The organism is Mycobacterium sp., from assembly GCF_039583805.1.
In the GTDB taxonomy this organism is placed as follows: Bacteria; Actinomycetota; Actinomycetes; order Mycobacteriales; family Mycobacteriaceae; genus Mycobacterium.
This window is the reverse complement of the sequence record NZ_JAVKSH010000024.1, coordinates 1-16465: the sequence shown is the minus strand read 5'-3', so window position 1 is coordinate 16465 and position 16465 is coordinate 1. Positions and strand designations below refer to the sequence as shown.

Genomic DNA, 16465 nt, shown 5'->3' with positions numbered 1-16465 from the left:
TCGGCGGCCGGGCTAGCGAGCGGCCCGGATGGCGTCCAGCACGGCCGGATCCAGCAGCGTCGAGGTGTCGCCGAGGGCACGGTGCTCGGCGATGTCACGCAGTAGCCGGCGCATGATCTTGCCGCTGCGGGTCTTCGGCAGCTCGGGCACCACGTGGATTTCCCGCGGCCGGGCGATCGGGGAGATCTCGGCGGCCACGTGACCGCGCAGGCCGTCGATGATCTCCGGGCCGGCCGTGTCGGCGTGATCGGCCTGCAGCACGACGAACGCGCAGATCGCCTGGCCGGTGGTGTCGTCGCTGGCCCCCACCACCGCGGCCTCGGCCACCCCGGAGTGCCCGACCAGCGCCGACTCCACCTCGGTGGTGGAGATGCGGTGCCCTGACACGTTCATCACGTCGTCGATGCGGCCCACCACCCAGATGTCCCCGTCGGCGTCGTAGCGGGCGCCGTCGCCGGCGAAGTACCAGCCCTGCTCGGCGAACTTCGACCAGTAGGTCTCCCGGTAGCGTTGCGGGTCGCCCCAGATGCCGCGCAGCATGGCCGGCCAGGGCTGGTCGATGACCAGGTAGCCGCTGGCCTGCTCGCCATCCTCGGTGGTCGGCGGCGCGAGCGGGTTGCCGTCGTCGTCGACGACCCGGGCGGAGATGCCCGGCAGCGGCGTCATCGCGCTGCCCGGTTTGGCCGCCGAAACACCGGGCAGCGGCGAGATCATCGCCGCGCCGGTCTCGGTCTGCCACCAGGTGTCCACGATCGGTGTGCGCCCGGCGCCGACGACGTCGCGGTACCAGCGCCAGGCCTCCGGGTTGATCGGCTCGCCGACCGATCCCAGCAGGCGCAGGCTGGACAGGTCGTGCGCGTCGGGAATCTGCCGGCCCCACTTCATGAACGTCCGGATCAGCGTCGGTGCGGCGTAATAGACTGTCACACCGTACTTTTCGATGATCTCGAAATGGCGATGCTGGGTGGGGCTGGCCGGTGTGCCCTCGTAGAGGACTCCGGTGACGCCGTTGCACAGCGGCCCGTAGACGCCGTAGGTGTGGCCGGTCACCCAGCCGATGTCGGCGGTGCACCAGAACACGTCGGTCTCCGCCTTGATGTCGAAGATCGCGTGATGGCTGTACGAGCCCTGGGTGAGGTACCCGCCGCTGGTGTGCAAGATTCCCTTGGGTTTGCCCGTGGTGCCCGAGGTGTAGAGCACGAACAACGGGTGCTCGGCGTTGAACGCCGCCGGCGTGTGCCCGGCGGGCGCCGAGTCGACGATGTCGTGCCACCACAGGTCGCGGCCCGGTGTCCACGCAGCGTCGATGCCGGTGCGCCGCACCACCAGCACCTGCTCGACGGGGCCGCCCGGCCCGAGCGCCTGGTCGGCGGCGTCCTTCAGCGGGATCGGCGTCCCGTGCCGGAACTGGCCGTCGGCGGTGATCAGCAGCTTCGCCCGGACATCGGCGATGCGGGCGCGCAGCGCCTTGGCGGTGTAACCGGCGAACACGACGCTGTGCAGGACGCCCAGCCGCGCGCAGGCCAGCATCGCGACCACGGCCTCGGGGATCATCGGCAGGTAGATGGCCACCCGGTCGCCGGCGACCAGGCCGAGCTGGGTCAGCGCGTTGGCGGCCTTGCACACCTGCGTCTGCAGGTCGGCGTAGGTCAGGGTGCGGGCGTCGCCGGCGGGCTCACCCACCCAGTGGATCGCGACCCGGTCGCCGTGGCCGGCTTCCACGTGCCGGTCCACGCAGTTATAGGCGACGTTGAGGGCGCCGTCGGCGAACCAGGTGGCGAACGGGGCCGCCGACCAGTCCAGCACCTCGGTGAACGGCGTCGCCCAGGACAGCCGGTCGGCCTGGGCGGCCCAGAACGCCAGCGGGTCCTGTCCGGCCCGGCCGTAGACGTCGCCGCGCACATTGGCCCGTGCGGCGAACTCCGCAGGCGGCGGGTACGACGACGGCGTCCCGGTGTGAGTTTGGATCACGCCTGTGAGCGTAATCAGGCGAGCGCTGTGCGACGATGCGGTGGTGCGGCTGGGCTTGCGTGCATTGCGGATCGGCCGGCGTGGTTTCTGCCTGCCCGATGTCGCCGCTGTCGCCGAGCGGGTCGGCCTTGTTCGCGAACTCTGCGCCGAGACCGGACGCGATCCGGGCGAGCTTCACCTGGCGGTGGCGCTTGCCGACCTGCGCGAGGCTGACGTCGCCGCGGTGCCGGATTGGGTGGCGGGGTCGGCGGCGCGGCCCGGCTCGGGTATCTAGGGCGGGGCTCATGGTTCGTGTCCTGGCGGCCGCAACGGTTGCCGCTGCTGCCCTGCTCGCGCTCGCCGGCTGCGGCGGCCCGACCGGCGTCACACCCGGCGTGGTGGTCGTCAACGGCGGCGAGCCGCAGAACCCGCTGATCCCGACCAACACCAACGACAGCAACGGGGGCCGCATCATCGACCGGCTGTTCGCCGGGTTGATGTCCTACGACCCCGACGGGACGCCATCGCTGGAGGTCGCGCAGTCGATCGAGACCGTCGACAACGTCAACTACCGGATCATGCTCAAGCCGGGCTGGACATTCTCCGACGGATCGCCGGTGACGGCGCACTCGTTCGTCGACGCCTGGAACTACGGGGCGCTGGCCACCAACGGCCAAGTGCAGCAGAGCTTCTTCAGCCCGATAGCCGGTTTCGACGAGGTGGCCGCGGCCGAGCCGAGCGCCACCACGATGTCCGGGCTACAGGTTCTCGACGACGGTGAATTCCGGGTGCGGCTCAAAGCGCCGACCATCGACTTCACTCTGCGGCTTGGGTTTTCGCCGTTCTATCCGCTACCCGGTGGCGCGCTGCGGGACATGGCCGCCTTCGGCCGGCACCCGATCGGCAACGGCCCCTACCGACTTGCCGACGGGGACTCCTGGCTGCACAACGTCACCATCGATCTGGTGCCCAACTCCGGCTATCACGGAAACCGGGTGCCACGAAACAAGGGTCTGCGCTTCGTCTTCTATGCCAACCTCGACACCGCCTACGCCGACCTGCTGTCGGCCAACCTCGACGTGCTCGACACCATTCCGCCCAGCGTTCTGCCGGTGTACCGAAAAGACCTGGGAGACCGCGCGATCAGCGCGCCGGCGGCGGGCAATCAGACCCTGGACACCCCGCTGCGGCTGGCCCATTTCGGAGGCGAGGAAGGCCGGCTGCGCCGGCTCGCATTGTCGGCGGCCGTCAATCGTCCACAGATATGCCGGCAGATCTTCTCCGGAAGCCGCTCGGTGGCAAGGGAGTTCACCGCCAGCTCGCTGCCCGGATACGATCCGGATATCGACGGCAACGACGCCCTGGACTTCGACCCGGACCGTGCGCGCCGGCTGTGGGCGCAGGCCGACGCCGTGTCGACGTGGACCGGTCGGTACCTGATCGCCTACAACGCCGACGGCGGCCACCGGGAGTGGGTGGATGCGGTGGCCAACAGCATCAAGAACGTGCTGGGCATCGACGCGCAGGGCGCACCGCAGCCCACGTTCGCCGGGTTTCGCACCCAGATCACCGCCCACACCATCGGGACCGCGTTCCGCTCCGGCTGGCAGGGCGACTATCCCTCGATGCTGGAGTTTCTGCAACCGCTGTTCGTCGCCGGCGCCGCGGCCAACGACGTCGGCTACGCCAACCCGGATTTCGACGCCGCGCTGAACACCGCCGAGGCCGCTCCCACCCTGCCGCAGGCCTACGCGCTGACCAACGCCGCCCAGCGAATCCTGTTGCACGACATGCCCGTCGTTCCGTTGTGGTACACCGTCAGCGTGGCCGGATACGCACCGGGCGTCAGCGACGTCGTGCTGACCTGGAACGGCCTGCCCGACTACGAGCGCATCGTCAAGGCCTGATGATGGGTTGGTATGTCGTGCGACGCGTCGCGGTCATGGTGCCGGTATTCCTCGGCGCCACACTGGTGATCTACGCTATGGTCTTCTTGCTGCCCGGCGACCCGCTGGCGGCGCTGGGTGGGGATCGGCCGCTGAGCCCGGCGGTGGCCGCGCAGTTGCGTTCCCAGTACCACCTCGACGATCCCTTCTGGCTGCAGTACCTGCACTACCTGGCGGGTATTCTGCGCGGTGACCTGGGCCGTTCCTATTCCGGTCTGCCGGTCGCAACGGTTCTGGCCCAGGCATTTCCGGTGACTATCCGGTTGGCGCTGATCGCGCTGGCGGTGGAGGCGGTGCTGGGTGTCGGCTTCGGTGTCGTCGCCGGGCTGCGCCGGGGCGGGGTGTTCGACGCGACGGTGTTGCTTGCCGGCCTGGTCGTCATCGCGGTCCCGATTTTCGTGCTGGGGTTTCTGGCGCAGTTCGTGTTCGGCGTCCGGCTGGGCATCGCGCCGGTGACGGTGGGCGATCGGGCGACGGTCGGCCGGCTGCTGTTGCCCGGAATCGTGCTGGGGTCGGTGTCATTCGCCTACGTGGTGCGGTTGACCCGGTCGGCGGTGGCCGCCAATGCGCACGCCGACTACGTGCGCACCGCGACCGCCAAGGGACTGTCCCGGCCGCGGGTGGTCGTGGTGCACATTCTGCGCAACTCGTTGATCCCGGTGGTGACCTTCCTCGGCGCGGACCTCGGCGCGCTGATGGGCGGCGCGATCGTCACCGAAGGCATCTTCAACATCCACGGCGTCGGCGGTGTGCTCTATCAGGCGGTCACCCGCCAGGAGGCGCCGACGGTGGTGTCGATCGTGACGGTGCTGGTGGTCGTCTACGTGGTGACCGCTCTGATGGTGGACCTGCTCTACGCGGCACTGGATCCCAGGATCCGCTATGGCTGAACTCTGGCGCGCGCTGCGGGGCCGCCCCACGTTCGTGGCCGCCGCGGCGCTGATTCTTCTGGTTGTCCTGGCCGCGGCGTTCCCCGGGTTGTTCACCGCAGCCGACCCGAACTATGCCGATGCGAACCAGAGCCTGCTGCCGCCGTCGGCGGCGCACTGGTTCGGCACCGACCTGCAGGGCCATGACATCTACGCGCGCACCGTCTACGGCGCGCGGGCCTCAATCACCGTCGGCGTGGGCGCGACGAGCGCGGTGTTCGTCGTCGGCGGTGCGCTGGGGGCGCTGGCCGGATTCTACGGCGGCTGGATCGACGCGGCGGTCTCCCGCGTCGCCGACGTGTTCTTTGGAATCCCGTTGCTGCTGGCGGCGATCGTGGGCATGCAGGTGATGCATCACCGCACGGTGTGGACGGTGGTCGCGATACTCGCGTTGTTCGGCTGGCCGCAGCTGGCGCGCATCGCCCGCGGTGCTGTTCTGCAGGTGTGCGACGCGGACTACGTGCTGGCCGCGCAGGCGTTGGGGCTGAGCAGGTTCCGCGTCCTGGTGCGCCATGTGCTGCCCAACGCGATCGGCCCGGTGATCGCGGTGGCCACCATCGCGCTCGGCGTGTTCATCGTCACCGAGGCCACCCTGAGCTACCTGGGTGTGGGGCTGCCGCCGTCGGTGGTGTCCTGGGGTGGCGACATCAGCGTCGACCAGATCCGGCTGCGGGCGGGCTCGCCGATCCTGTTCTATCCGGCAGGCGCACTGGCGATCACGGTGCTGGCCTTCATGATGATGGGCGACGCGGTGCGCGACGCGCTGGATCCGGCGGTCCGGGCCGCGACGCCGTGACCGCGGTCGAGCCGCCGTTGCTGAGCGTCGCAGGCCTGGAAGTCAGGTTCGGCGACGACGGCGCGGCTGTCGCCGAAGCCGATTTGACGGTGCACCGCGGCCAGACCGTCGCCGTGGTCGGCGAATCCGGCTCGGGCAAGTCGACCACCGCGGCGGCGGTCCTGGGTCTGCTGCCACCAAGCGGGCGAATTACGGCGGGGCACATTGTGTTCGACGGCGCCGACATCACCTACGCCGACCGGCGCTCGATCCGGGGTGTCGGCATAGGGTACGTGCCGCAGGATCCGATGACCAACCTGAACCCGGTGTGGAAAGTCGGTTTCCAGATTCGGGAAGCGCTGCGCGCCAACAACATCAGCGACACCGGCGCGGCAAGGCTGCTGGCCGACGTGGGCATGCCGGATCCGGCGACGCAGGCCCGCCGGTATCCCCATCAGCTGTCCGGCGGCATGTGCCAGCGGGCGCTGATAGCGATCGGGCTGGCGGGCCGGCCGCGGCTGCTGATCGCCGACGAGCCGACCTCGGCGCTGGACGTCACCGTGCAGCGGCAGGTGCTCGACCACCTACAGCAGTTGACCGCACAACTGGACACCGCGGTGTTGCTGATCACCCACGACCTGGCGCTGGCCGCCGAGCGCGCCGAGCATGTCGTCGTGATGCACCGCGGCGTCGTGGTGGAAACCGGCGCGGCCCAGACAGTTCTGGCCAGCCCGGCGCATCCCTACACGCAAAGACTGGTGGCGGCTGCGCCGTCGATGCACCCGTCGGCACGACGCACCCGGCGCCCCGGGGACGCTGTCCTCGTCGCGACCGGGCTGACAAAGGTCTATCGGCAGTCGCGCGGTGCGCCGTGGCGGCGGGCGGAATCCCGGGCCGTCGACGACGTGTCGTTTCGGCTGCGGCGGGCCAGCACACTGGCGGTCGTCGGCGAGTCGGGCTCGGGTAAAACCACCCTGGCGAGGATGGTGCTCGGGCTGCTTGCACCCAGCTGCGGCACCGTGGTGTTCGACAGCCAGGACATCGGCGCGCTGAACCGCAAGGACACGTTGGCGTTTCGCCACCGGGTGCAGCCGGTGTTCCAGAACCCGTATGCCAGCCTGGATCCCCGATACTCGGTGTTGCGTGCCATCGAGGAGCCGCTGCGCGTCCACCGGCTCGGCGACCGGGTGCAGCGGCAGCGCACGGTGCGCGAGCTGGCCGACCAGGTGGCGCTGCCGGTCGCGGTGCTGCGCCGGCGTCCCCGCGAGTTGTCCGGTGGGCAACGCCAACGGGTGGCGATCGCCCGTGCGCTGGCGCTGCGGCCCGAGGTGCTGGTCTGCGACGAGCCGGTGTCGGCGCTCGACGTGGTGGTGCAGGCCCAGATCCTCGACCTGCTGGCCGAGCTGCAGGCCGAACTCGGCCTGGCCTACCTGTTCATCAGTCACGACCTTGCGGTGGTCCGGCAGATCGCCGACGAGGTGTTGGTGATGCGGGCGGGCCGGGTGGTCGAGCACGCGGCCACCGAGCAGGTGTTCAGCCGGCCGCGCCAGGACTACACTCGAGCGCTGCTGGCGGCCGTCCCCGGGGCCTATCCTGGCACGTCGTGACCGCTGACCCGCTGGCCCCGCTGACCGAGCTGCCCGGAGTGGCGGCGGCCGCCGAGCAGGCACGCGATGCGCTGGGCCGCGCGCATCGGCATCGTGCCAACCTGCGGGGCTGGCCGGCGACCGCCGCCGAGGCAGCGTTGCGGGCGGCGCGGGCGTCGTCGGCACTCGACGGCGGCCCGCTGTTCGCCGGTGCGCTGCGGGTTGCGCAGGCGTTGGAGGGCGGCCAGACCAACCTGGTGGGGGTGTGGCAACGGGCGCCGCTGCAGGCGTTGGCGCGGTTGCACATGCTCGCCGCCGCCGACCAGGTCGACGCGGACCGGCTGGGCCGGCCCCGGGCCGACGCCGACGTCGCGCCCCGTCTGGAGCTGCTGGCGGAGGTGGTGACCGGGGGCACGCAGGCGCCGCCCGCCGTGGTGGCCGCGGTCGCGCACGGGGAACTGCTCACCTTGGCGCCGTTCGGCAGCGCCGACGGTCTGGTGGCCCGTGCGGTGTCGCGGCTGGTGACGATCGTCACCGGCCTCGACCCACACGGTCTGGGGGTGCCTGAGGTCAGCTGGATGCGCGGCGCCAGCGACTATCGAGCCGCCGCGCAGGGCTTCGCAGCCGGTACACCCGACGGCATGCGGGCGTGGTTGATGGTGTGCTGCCGGGCCATGCAGACCGGCGCGCAGGAGGCGCTGGCGATCGCCGACTCGGTTGCCAACCAGGACGCCCGGCCGCGTCGTGCGGACATGTGAAGCGGGCGGACATGTGAAGCGGGCGGCGGTCCGAATGGTTCGGACCGCCGCCCGCCAGCACGGATCCCGGTTACCAGGCGTGCAACATTCGGCTGCGTGGGTTGGCCTCGGCGATTTTGCGAAGCACCCGACTGCAACCCCACCCAAAGGGCCGTCGACGCCGTTCGCTCTTCGCAATTACGCAGGTCCGCAACACTTCTGCCATCTTCGCGGCTGTGGCTCCGCGTGGGTGCCGAGAACCGTGCTGGGCGCCCGGATCGGGAGATCGAACCTTCTCTTCCGGTACGGCCTTGGCCTCACCGGGCTTCCGTGCCTCCTTTGTACTACGTGACCCGCAGCACATCAAGAGCCAAACATGTAAAAGTGGTGAAACGACACGGTATCGCGCGATATCGAGTCGCCTACCTGTTTGCTGGCGCGTCCCCGCTAGGGCGCGAACCGGCGCAACAGCGAATAGGTGACAGCGCCGGCGGCCAGTGCGCTGACACCCACCGCGGCCGTCGTGGCCAGCGCGGCAGCCGACGGCGCCGGAATGCGGTCGCGCAGCGACACCGGCCGGGAGAACATCAGCACCGGCCAGCCGCGAGCGGTTGCCTCCTTGCGCAGAGCCCGGTCGGGGTTGACCACGCTGGGATGGCCGACCGCCTCGAGCATCGGCAGGTCGGTGATCGAGTCGGAGTAGGCGTAACAGTGTTCGAGCTGATAGCCCTCCCGCGCGGCCAGCTCGCGGATGGCCTGCACCTTGCCGTCTCCGTAGCAGTAGAACGCGATCTCGCCGGTGTATTTGCCGTCCTCGACGACCATCCGCGTCGCCATCGCGTGGGTGGCACCGAGCGCTCGCGCGATCGGCGCGACCAGCTCCTCGCCGGATGCCGACACCACCACCACGTCTCGGCCGCACAGCTTGTGGCCGGCGATCAGGTCCGCCGCTTCGGCGAAGACCAGTGGCGTGACGATGTCGTGCAGCGTCTCGTTGACGATCGACGTGACCTGCTCCACATCCCAGCCCGCGCACATGTTTGTCAGGTGGAAGCGCATCCGGTCCATCTGATCGTGGTCCGCGCCTGAGAGCGTGAAGAGAAATTGGGCGTAGCTGGACTTCAGCACCGCGCGGCGGTTGAGCAGGCCCTGGGCGAAGAACGGCTTACTGAACGCCAGTGTGCTGGACTTGGCGATGATCGTCTTGTCGAGATCGAAGAAGGCGGCGGTGCGGGGAAGGCGAGCCGTGGTTGCGGGCGCTTGCGCTGACGTGTCCCGGTCGGCCGCCGGGTCGGAGACGCTCACCGGCCCAGCATAGGGCGGGCGCGGGGCCGGTCTCGATGCTGTGGATGAATCCGCAGTTCAATCCGGACGTGGTGGGCTTCGATGACGCTGAGGCGATCCTGGAAGGTAGTTGCACGTCATGCTTTCTCTTGCAAGCAGCTCTTGCGTGATGTGATGATCCCGTGTGTATAGTAAGCCCAACTCGGCGTATGCCGAGGGTGTATCAGCCCGACCCCCCGGGGCTGATACACGACGACCCTCGCCTCCTCCCCCCCTGGCGGGGGTCGTCCCTTTTCCGGACCAATGCCGCGGTGATGACACGGTGCAGGACAGTGTCGGCTCGCTGATGTCGGCTCGCTGAGCTCGGCCCGCTGAGCTCGGCCCGCTGAGGTTGTGCACAGATCGGGTTCTATCCACAGATCCGCGGGTGGACACTGGCGGCCCGAGTTCGCGCCCGGCACGGTGGGTGGATGGCTACCACGACCCCCCGCGGCATAGTGGCGGCGCTGACCGAGCCCGCGTTGCGCGACGAGGTGGATCGCGTCGCCGCCGCTGTCGGCCTGCGGGTGGTCCACGTCGCCGGCACGTCACCGGTCAGCAGGAAGGCGTGGTCGGCGGCCGCGGCGGTGGTGCTCGACGAACCCGCCGCCAGCGGCTGCGCGCAGGCCGCCCTGCCGCGCCGAGCGCACGTCGTCGTCGTGACCGCCGCCCACCCCGGGGCCACGGCGTGGGCGGCCGCGCTGGAAATCGGCGCCCGGCACGTGTTGACGCTGCCCGCGCAGGCCACGGACCTCGTCCGTGTGCTCGCCGACGCCGGCGAGTCGGCTCGCGACGACACGCCGCCCGGCCGGGTCGTCGCGGTTCTGGGCGGCCGCGGCGGGGCGGGCGCGTCACTGTTCGCGGCCGCCCTGGCGCAGGCCGCCGCCGACCCGCTGCTGGTCGACGTCGACCCCTGGGGCGGCGGCATCGACCTGGTGATCGGCGGGGAGAACGCACCGGGCCTGCGCTGGCCCGACCTGACGCTGCAGGGCGGGCGGCTGAACTGGTCGGCGGTGCGCACCGCGCTGCCCCGCCAGCGCGGGATGAGCGTGGTCTCAGCAACCCGGCGCGGACAGGAGCTGGACGCCGCGGCGGTCGCCGCCGTCGTCGATGCCGGGCGCCGCGGCGGGGCGACCGTGGTCTGCGATCTGCCGCGCCGGCTGACCGATGCCGCTCACACCGCGCTGGACACCGCGGATCTCGTCGTCGTCGTCAGCCCGTGCGACGTGCGGTCATGCGCGGCGACCGCGACCGTGGCCGCGGTGCTGGCCGGCATCAATCCGCACGTCGGCCTGGTCGTGCGCGGCCCCTCGCCGGGCGGTTTGCGCGCCGCCGAGATCGCCGACATCGCCGGGTTGCCGCTGCTGGCCGCGATGAAACCGGAGCCGCGGCTGGCCGAGCGGCTCGAACACGGCGGTCTGCGACTGCGCCGGCGATCAGCCCTGGCGGCCGCGGCTCGCCGGGTGCTGGCCGTGCTGCCGTCGCGCCCGGCGCCCGGGTCAGCGGGCAGGGCGGCATGACCGGGTCGTTGATCGACCGGGTGCGGGAGCGGCTGGCGGCCGACGCCTCACCGCTACGCCCGACGGTGGTGGCCGACGCCATCCGCGCCGAGTCCGGCGGGGTGCTCGGCGACACCGAGGTGTTGAGCAACCTGCGTGCCCTGCAGACCGAGCTGACCGGCGCGGGCGTCCTCGAGCCGCTGCTGTGCGCGGAGGGCACCACCGACGTGCTGGTCACCGCACCCGACGCGGTCTGGGTCGACGACGGAAACGGTCTGCGGCGCAGCGATGTTCGCTTTGCCGACGAGCCGGCGGTGCGCCGGCTGGCGCAGCGCCTGGCGCTGGCCGCAGGCAGGCGCCTCGACGACGCGCAACCGTGGGTCGACGGTCAGCTGACCGGTATCGGCACCGGGGATTTCGCGGTTCGGCTGCACGCCGTGCTGCCGCCGGTCGCGGCCGGCGGCACCTGCCTGTCATTGCGGGTGCTGCGGCCCGCCAGCCAGGACCTGGCCGCGCTGGCCGCCGCGGGGGCCATCGCACCGACGGCCGTCGGGCTGCTCGCCGACGTCATCGCCGCCCGGCTGGCCTTTCTGGTGTCCGGCGGCACCGGGGCCGGCAAGACGACGTTACTGTCGGCGCTGCTGGGCGCGGTGCCGGCGCAGGAGCGGATCGTCTGCGTCGAGGACGCAGCCGAGCTGGCGCCGCGGCACCCGCACCTGGTCAGCCTCGTCGCGCGGTGCGCCAACGTCGAAGGCGTCGGCGAGGTGACGGTACGCCACCTGGTTCGGCAGGCGCTGCGGATGCGGCCGGACCGCATCGTGGTCGGCGAGGTCCGGGGCGCCGAGGTGGCCGACCTGCTGGCGGCGCTGAACACCGGTCACGACGGCGGCGCCGGGACGGTACACGCCAACAGCCCCGGCGAGGTCCCGGCCCGGTTGGAGGCGTTGGGCGCGCTCGGTGGCCTGGATCGCGCCGCGCTGCACAGTCAGCTCGCCGCCGCTGTGCAGGTGCTGCTGCACGTGGCGCGCGACCGCGGCGGCCGCCGTCGGCTCAGCGAGATCGCCGTGCTGCGCCGCTCCGGCGGGCAGGTCCGGGCGGTCACGGTGTGGCACGCCGACCGCGGGCTCACCGACGACATCGCCGGCCTGCGCCGGCTGCTGGCAAGCCGCACCCCGACATGACCGGCACGGCAGCGGCCGCGCTGGCATTGTCGCTGGCGCTGCTGGCGTGGCCGTCGTCGCCGCGGCGCCGGCTGCGGCCGGCCGGGCGGCGACGCGTGCCGCCTCGCATCGGGTGGCCCGCCCTGGCGTGCGCGACCGCGGCTGCTGCCGCGACGCTGCCGCCGGCGACGGTGATGGCGGTGGCAGTGCTGGCCGCGACAGCGGGCCTGCGGTATCGGCGCCGGCGCCGCGGTCGCCGCGGGCTGGCGGAGAGTCGCGCGCTGCACACCGCGATCGAGGTGCTGGTCGGGGAACTACGCGCCGGCGCGCACCCGGTCCGCGCATTCGACGTCGCCGCCGCGGAGACCAGCGCAGCGGTCTCGCAGTCCTGCCGGGCGGTGGCGGCGCGCGCCCGGTTGGGTGCCGACGTGGCCGCCGGGCTGCGCAGCGTCGCCGCGGCGTCGGCGTTGCCGGCGCACTGGGAGCGGCTCGCGGTGTGCTGGCAGCTGGCCAGCGAGCACGGGCTGGCACTGTCCACGGTGATGCGCGCAGCGCAAAGCGATCTGGCTGCGCGGCAACGCTTCTCGGCGCACGTCAACTCGGCGATGGCCGGGGCCCGCGCCACCGCGGCCATCCTGGCCGGCCTGCCCGTGCTGGCGCTGCTGCTGGGCGAGCTGTTCGGGGCGCGGCCGGTGGCATTCCTGCTCGCCGGGTCGGCGGGCGGCTGGCTGCTGGTGGCCGGCGTGACGCTACTGTGCGGCGGGCTGCTGTGGTCGGACCGGATCACCGACCGGGTGACGTCGTGAGCGCCGCGGCGATGCTGTTGGCTTTCGCGCTGCTGACGGCCGGGGGGCCGGCGGCGGTCCGGGCGCGGGCGGGGGTCACCGCCCGCGCGCCCCGGGCAGCGCGCCGGCGGGCTCCTCGTCACGATCCGTTGGCGGTCGCGTCGAGTCTGGACGTGCTGGCGGTGTGCGTGGCGGCGGGTATGGCGGTGTCGACGGCCGCCGCCGCCACCGCAGTATCCGCGCCGCCGCTGCTGGCGCGGGTGCTGTGCCGGGCCGCTGACCTGCTGGCCCTGGGCGCGGATCCGGCCACCGCGTGGTCGGCTCCGCCGGATCTGCCCGTCGACCTCGACGCCCACACCGAGGCTCTGCTGCGGCTGGCCCGACGGTCCGCTGACTCCGGCGCGGCGCTGGCCGACGGAGTGGCCGAACTCGCTGCGCAGTGCCGAGACGACGCCGCACACGGCGCCACCGCGGCCGCCGAGCGGGCCGCCGTGCTGATCGCCGGCCCGCTGGGGCTGTGCTTCCTGCCCGCATTCGTGTGTCTGGGCATCATCCCGGTGGTGGCCGGGCTGGCCGGCAACGTCATGCAATCGGGCCTGCTGTGAGGCTTCGGAATGTCCATGGAGGAGGGGAAGATGAAGGGGTGCAACATGTTTCGTCGACTGAGGGCGCGTCGACTGAGGGTTCGTCGGCTGGGGGCGCGTCGATTGCGGGCGCGTCTGGCGGTGCTCGCGGCCGACGAGTCCGGCATGTCGACGGTCGAGTACGCGATCGGGACGGTCGCTGCCGCGGCGTTCGGCGCGATTCTCTACACCGTCGTCACCGGGGATTCCGTCGTCGCGGCGTTGACCAACATCATCGCCCGAGCGCTCAACACCAAGGCATAGCCGGCTGTGCCGGTTCGACCCTCGGTGCGAGCACCGTGGAGGCGGCCTTGGCGGTTGCCACGCTGGTCGCGGTGTTGGTGCTGGGTCTGGCCGGCCTCGGCGCGCTGTCGATGCAGGTGCGTTGCGTGGACGCCGCGCGCGAGGCGGCCCGGTTGGCCGCGCGCGGTGACGAGGGCTCGGCGCTGGCCGTCGCGCGCGCGATCGCGCCCGCAGGAGCGGCGGTGCGGGTGCGCCGCGACGGGCAGTTCGTCGTCGCCACCGTCGTCGCGCGGTCGGGTCTGCTTGCCGCGTTGCGCATCGCCGCAACCGGGATTTCGGCGGTCGAGCCGGCACGGTGAGCGCGGTTCGGCCACCGTGGTCGCGGCTGGGATGGCCGCGGTGCTGCTGTGCATCACCGCCGCCGGCACCTATCTGGGTTCGGTCGTGGTGGCGCGCCACCGGGCGCAGGCCGCGGCCGACCTGGCCGCGCTGGCCGCCGCGGCGCGACTGCCCGCCGGGGCTCAGCCGGCCTGCGCGCAGGCCACGCTGCTGGCTCGGCGGATGCGGGTGGACCCCACCGGCTGTGAGGTCCGCGCCTTGGATGTCGTCGTCACGGTCGAGGTGGCCATCGGCCGCTGGGGCTCGGCGAGGGCCGCGGCCCGCGCGGGGCCAGGATGAGCAACGGGTGAAGGCCAACCTCCCGGCCGGCGCCGGGGCACGACGGCCCTGCGCCGCCACACTGGTCGACGGTGCGGGATTCCCCGGCAGCTGCGCGCCGCCGAGATGCTGCACCCGGAGCACACCGGGCGAAGACGACTACCGGCTGACCGACTCGACCGCCGCCGCCGAGTCCGACCAGCTGACTGCCGTCTCGGGTGCCGAACCACCTGCGCGCCGCGGGCGGACGTAACGCAGCCACGCGAACGTCGTCGCGCCGATGTAGCACAGCAGGAAGATCCAGAACGCCGGCGTTTCGGTTCCGGCGCTGACATAGGACTGCCGCAGCACCAGGTTGATCCCCACACCGCCGAGCGCCCCGAACGCGCCGGCGAACCCGATCAGGGTTCCCGACATCACCCGCGCCCAGTGGCGGCGCTCGGGATCGCCGAGGTTCAGCGCGTGGCTGCGCGCCTCGAAGATGGTCGGGATCAGCTTGTATACCGCACCTTTGGCCGCGCCGCAGAAGATGAACAGCGCAACGAAGCCGATGACGTAGCCGACGGTCGTGTACGTCGCCACCGGATCCCCGACATGACGGGTGAGGTCGTCGCTGATGCTGACCGCGACCAGGAATGCGCCGGCCAGCACCGAGGCGCCGAAGACGGCCACGGTGACGCGCCCGCCGCCAAGCCGGTCACTGACAAGACCGCCGGCCACCCGCGCGATCGATCCCAGCAGCGGCCCGATGAAGGCGACCTGGGCGGCGTGCAGCGCCGCCTGCCCGTGGCTTTGCCCGCTGATCACGAAGTTGTGCTCCAGCACCTGGCCGAACGCGAAGGCGAACCCCAGGAAGGAGCCCGACGCGCACAGGTATAGCAGCGCGACTCCCCACGAGTCCGGAATCTTCAGTGCGGCTCTGAGATGGCTCATGTCGATGCGGTAATACATGTTGTCCATGAACAGCGCCGCGCCGAGACCGCCGACGGCCAGCAACACCAGATAGAACGAGCACACCAGGTAGGGCGCTTTGTGGCCCGCGGTGGCCAGCACCACTAACCCCACCATCTGGACGGCCGCCGAGCCGAGGTTGGCCAGGCCACCGGTGAGCCCCAACGCGAGGCCCTTGAGCCGCTGCGGGTAGAAGCCCTCGGCATTGGCCATCGACGACGTGTAGTTGCCTCCGCCCAATCCGGTCAACGCCGCGCACACCAGATACGGCCACAGCGGCAGACCGGGGTGGGCCAGCAGCACCATGGTCCCGATGGTGGGGATCAGCAACACCAGCGAGGAGATCACCGTCCAGTTGCGACCGCCGAACCTGGCACCCAACATCGCATAGGGGAACCGCGCCAGCCCCCCCACCAGGGACGCGGTGGCCCCGAGCAGCAACTTGTCGCCGGTCGAGAAACCGTAGACCTCGCGCGGCATGAACAGCACCATCACCGACCACAGGTAGAAGATCGAGAAGGTGACGTGGACGTTCACAACCTGCCAAATCAGGTTGCGGCGGGCGATACGGCTGGCACCGCCGCTCCATGCCGCGGCGTCTTCGGGGTTCCACTCTGCGATGCGCTGCCGACGCGCCATGCGGTCTTCACCTTTCAAGACATGCGGGAACATACGGGGATCAGGTCGACCTCCGGCATTGGTTGGTCATACAGAACCGACTGGTCGAAACGCACGGACGTTCCCAGCGTTTTCCAGCACGGGCCCGTCCCAGGTAAAACCAATTGCCCGCGCGGGGCAACCTGAGCCGTACAATGCACAGAACATTTGCAGGAAACTCAAACGAGGGGTCCAGCGACCCAGCCGGCCGTCCGTGAGTTCGACTCGCCGAATAACGTCAGAGGTGGGATGAATCCGCAAACCCCATGCGCTGACGGCGATGTAAAAACGGCGCGCCGTGCCGAGTGACCGACCGAAACGTCGGCGGTCGACGATGATGCGCAATCCCTGCTCAGAAGAACCGGGAAAGGCCAGTTCACGGCGTTGCGAGCCGCCCGGCGATGTCCGGGCCGATATAGCGGCACGCTCCGGGTAGGGGCAATCGCCGCGGGCCGGCGCCGCCGAGTCGCACGATGTCGTGTGCAGGATGTCGTGTACACGCACAACCAGCAATTGGTACGACCGGTCATTGAAGATATGCACCCGAGCGTCTGTCGACGAGTGAACAGATCCAGCTCGGTGGCCGAGACGTCGGAAGTCGACGATAATTTACCATCCTGGGTTAGAAAAATCACGAAAGGCCG

General features: G+C 71.1%; 17 protein-coding genes. 13 read left to right on the top strand and 4 right to left on the bottom strand.

All coding sequences use genetic code 11. The annotated features are described in order from the left end of the window. Positions 1-12: 12 nt before the first annotated feature. Complete coding sequence (gene acs / locus ABDW21_RS04920; RefSeq protein WP_343710143.1) at positions 13-1971, bottom strand: acetate--CoA ligase; 1959 nt, start codon at positions 1969-1971, stop codon at positions 13-15. Positions 1972-1975: 4 nt separating this feature from the next. Here acs and ABDW21_RS04915 point away from each other — a divergent pair, with 4 nt between their 5' ends. Genes ABDW21_RS04915 through ABDW21_RS04890 form a run of 6 tightly spaced genes read left to right on the top strand, consistent with a single transcriptional unit; the run spans position 1976 to position 7944 of the window. Further along, entirely contained in the window at positions 1976-2245 is a 270-nt protein-coding gene (locus ABDW21_RS04915; protein WP_343710142.1) for a hypothetical protein, read from the top strand. Between the two features lie 10 nt (positions 2246-2255). Further along, positions 2256-3857, top strand: coding sequence for an ABC transporter substrate-binding protein (locus ABDW21_RS04910; protein ID WP_343599605.1), 1602 nt, complete (start codon positions 2256-2258; stop codon positions 3855-3857). A 2-nt stretch (positions 3858-3859) separates the two neighbouring features. Beyond that, entirely contained in the window at positions 3860-4786 is a 927-nt protein-coding gene (locus ABDW21_RS04905; RefSeq protein WP_343710141.1) for an ABC transporter permease, read from the top strand. Further along, entirely contained in the window at positions 4779-5621 is an 843-nt protein-coding gene (locus ABDW21_RS04900; protein ID WP_343599609.1) for an ABC transporter permease, read from the top strand. Before ABDW21_RS04905 ends, ABDW21_RS04900 begins: the two co-directional genes overlap by 8 nt. After that, entirely contained in the window at positions 5618-7207 is a 1590-nt protein-coding gene (locus tag ABDW21_RS04895) for an ABC transporter ATP-binding protein (protein WP_343710140.1), read from the top strand. Before ABDW21_RS04900 ends, ABDW21_RS04895 begins: the two co-directional genes overlap by 4 nt. Continuing rightward, positions 7204-7944, top strand: coding sequence for an oxidoreductase (locus tag ABDW21_RS04890; protein WP_343710139.1), 741 nt, complete (start codon positions 7204-7206; stop codon positions 7942-7944). Before ABDW21_RS04895 ends, ABDW21_RS04890 begins: the two co-directional genes overlap by 4 nt. Before the next feature lie 426 nt (positions 7945-8370). Here the strand turns inward: ABDW21_RS04890 and ABDW21_RS04885 are convergent, their stop codons facing one another. Next, on the bottom strand, positions 8371-9228 hold the full coding sequence (locus ABDW21_RS04885) for an HAD-IB family hydrolase (RefSeq protein WP_343599614.1): 858 nt from the start codon (positions 9226-9228) through the stop codon (positions 8371-8373). A gap of 449 nt (positions 9229-9677) precedes the next feature. Between ABDW21_RS04885 and ssd the strand changes: the two genes are divergently transcribed. The 7 genes from ssd to ABDW21_RS04850 are packed head-to-tail and all read left to right on the top strand — an operon-like array spanning position 9678 to position 14234. Then, on the top strand, positions 9678-10766 hold the full coding sequence (gene ssd, locus ABDW21_RS04880; protein ID WP_343599616.1) for a septum site-determining protein Ssd: 1089 nt from the start codon (positions 9678-9680) through the stop codon (positions 10764-10766). Further along, positions 10763-11926 carry a TadA family conjugal transfer-associated ATPase gene (locus ABDW21_RS04875; RefSeq protein ID WP_343599618.1) on the top strand — a complete coding sequence of 388 codons (1164 nt, stop codon included), beginning with the start codon at positions 10763-10765 and terminating at the stop codon, positions 11924-11926. The genes ssd and ABDW21_RS04875 overlap by 4 nt, the downstream gene beginning before the upstream one ends. Then, on the top strand, positions 11923-12711 hold the full coding sequence (locus ABDW21_RS04870; RefSeq protein ID WP_343599619.1) for a type II secretion system F family protein: 789 nt from the start codon (positions 11923-11925) through the stop codon (positions 12709-12711). Before ABDW21_RS04875 ends, ABDW21_RS04870 begins: the two co-directional genes overlap by 4 nt. Then, positions 12708-13295: a type II secretion system F family protein gene (locus ABDW21_RS04865; RefSeq protein ID WP_343710138.1), complete on the top strand. Its 588-nt coding sequence runs from the start codon at positions 12708-12710 to the stop codon at positions 13293-13295. The genes ABDW21_RS04870 and ABDW21_RS04865 overlap by 4 nt, the downstream gene beginning before the upstream one ends. A gap of 45 nt (positions 13296-13340) precedes the next feature. Next, a complete protein-coding gene (locus tag ABDW21_RS04860) occupies positions 13341-13577 on the top strand; it encodes a DUF4244 domain-containing protein (RefSeq protein ID WP_343599636.1) in 237 nt (78 codons plus the stop codon). A gap of 35 nt (positions 13578-13612) precedes the next feature. Beyond that, positions 13613-13915: a TadE family type IV pilus minor pilin gene (locus ABDW21_RS04855; protein ID WP_343599622.1), complete on the top strand. Its 303-nt coding sequence runs from the start codon at positions 13613-13615 to the stop codon at positions 13913-13915. A 16-nt stretch (positions 13916-13931) separates the two neighbouring features. Further along, positions 13932-14234 carry an Rv3654c family TadE-like protein gene (locus ABDW21_RS04850; RefSeq protein ID WP_343599624.1) on the top strand — a complete coding sequence of 101 codons (303 nt, stop codon included), beginning with the start codon at positions 13932-13934 and terminating at the stop codon, positions 14232-14234. 138 nt (positions 14235-14372) lie between these two features. On the opposite strand, the gene ABDW21_RS04845 is transcribed toward ABDW21_RS04850, so the two are convergent. Next, positions 14373-15803, bottom strand: a complete 1431-nt coding sequence (locus ABDW21_RS04845; protein WP_343599626.1) for an MFS transporter — start codon at positions 15801-15803, stop codon at positions 14373-14375. 66 nt (positions 15804-15869) lie between these two features. Beyond that, the gene (locus ABDW21_RS04840) at positions 15870-16364 is read right to left on the bottom strand and encodes a hypothetical protein (protein WP_343710137.1); all 495 of its coding nucleotides are present in this window, start codon (positions 16362-16364) and stop codon (positions 15870-15872) included. Between the last annotated feature and the right edge of the window lie 101 nt (positions 16365-16465).